The organism is Robinsoniella sp., assembly GCF_034124845.1.
The window spans coordinates 4,118-5,204 of record NZ_JAWYAJ010000248.1 but is presented as its reverse complement, the minus strand read 5'-3'; the positions used below and the strand labels follow the sequence as shown (position 1 = coordinate 5,204).

Annotated in this window: 1 protein-coding gene and 1 pseudogene; both read left to right on the top strand. The window is 40.5% G+C overall.

Features of this window, described 5'->3' with window-relative positions:
• The coding region (locus ACH2DQ_RS12290) for an L-lactate dehydrogenase (RefSeq protein WP_395026906.1) at positions 1–665 on the top strand (665 nt) is incomplete at its 5' end.
• Between the two features lie 24 nt (positions 666–689).
• Positions 690–1,087 (top strand): annotated as a pseudogene (locus ACH2DQ_RS12285) (NAD-dependent malic enzyme); the annotation flags it as partial.

The window sequence follows — 1,087 nt, the reverse complement described above, 5'->3', positions numbered from 1 at the left end:
TAGACATAATCAAAAGTGTTATGCCTCAGGTTGCCGAATATGCGCCAAATGCAATTTATGTATTGGTAAGTAATCCGGTAGACATTCTTACATATGCAACATTAAAAGTTACGAATCTTTCACCAAATCAGGTAATTGGATCCGGTACACTTCTTGATTCCAGCCGTTTACGTTCCATCGTAGCAGAAAAACTGGGAATCAGTTCCAGAAATGTTCATGGTTATGTTTTAGGAGAACATGGGGACTCATCCGTAGTTCCGTGGTCTTTGGTAAGCATTGCAGGTATGACAATTGATGCTTATGAGAAAGCAGCAGGATTTGGAGAGGAATTTATCCAGGAAGACAGCTTAGCGGCTATGGAAAAAGATATGAGAGAATCCGGAGCGAAAGTTATTCAGAATAAGGGTGCCACAAACTATGCAATAGCTATGTCTGTACGTTATCTTTGCGATAACATCCTGCGCGGCGGTAATACCGTAATGGCAGTATCCAGTCTTATGACCGGACAGTATGGAATGGAGGATGTATGCTTAAGTATTCCAAGCATCATCAACAGTTCAGGTCTTGTAAAGACACTTGAGCCTCAATTAAAAGAGGAAGAAGTAGAGAAGTTATTAAACAGCGCTAACGTGCTGAAAAATATAATATCAACTCTTGAATTTTAAGAGACAATCTAGGAGGAATTAAAAATGGATTACGCATCAGAATCATTAAAAAAACATCGCGAGTGGAAAGGTAAGATCGAAGTTATCTGCCGTGCACCATTGGAAAATAAGGACGACTTATCTTTAGCATATACACCGGGTGTTGCACAGCCTTGTCTGGAAATCCAGAAAGACGTAAACTTAAGCTATGATCTCACGAGACGTTCAAACCTGGTAGCTGTTGTTACAGACGGAACTGCTGTTTTAGGTCTTGGAGATATCGGACCGGAAGCAGGTATGCCGGTTATGGAAGGAAAATGTGCATTATTCAAAGCTTTTGGTGATGTAGATGCAATTCCGCTTTGCATTCGTTCCAAAGAAGTTGATGATATTGTTAAGACAGTAAGTTTACTTGCCGGAAGTTTCGGTGGAATCAATCTGGA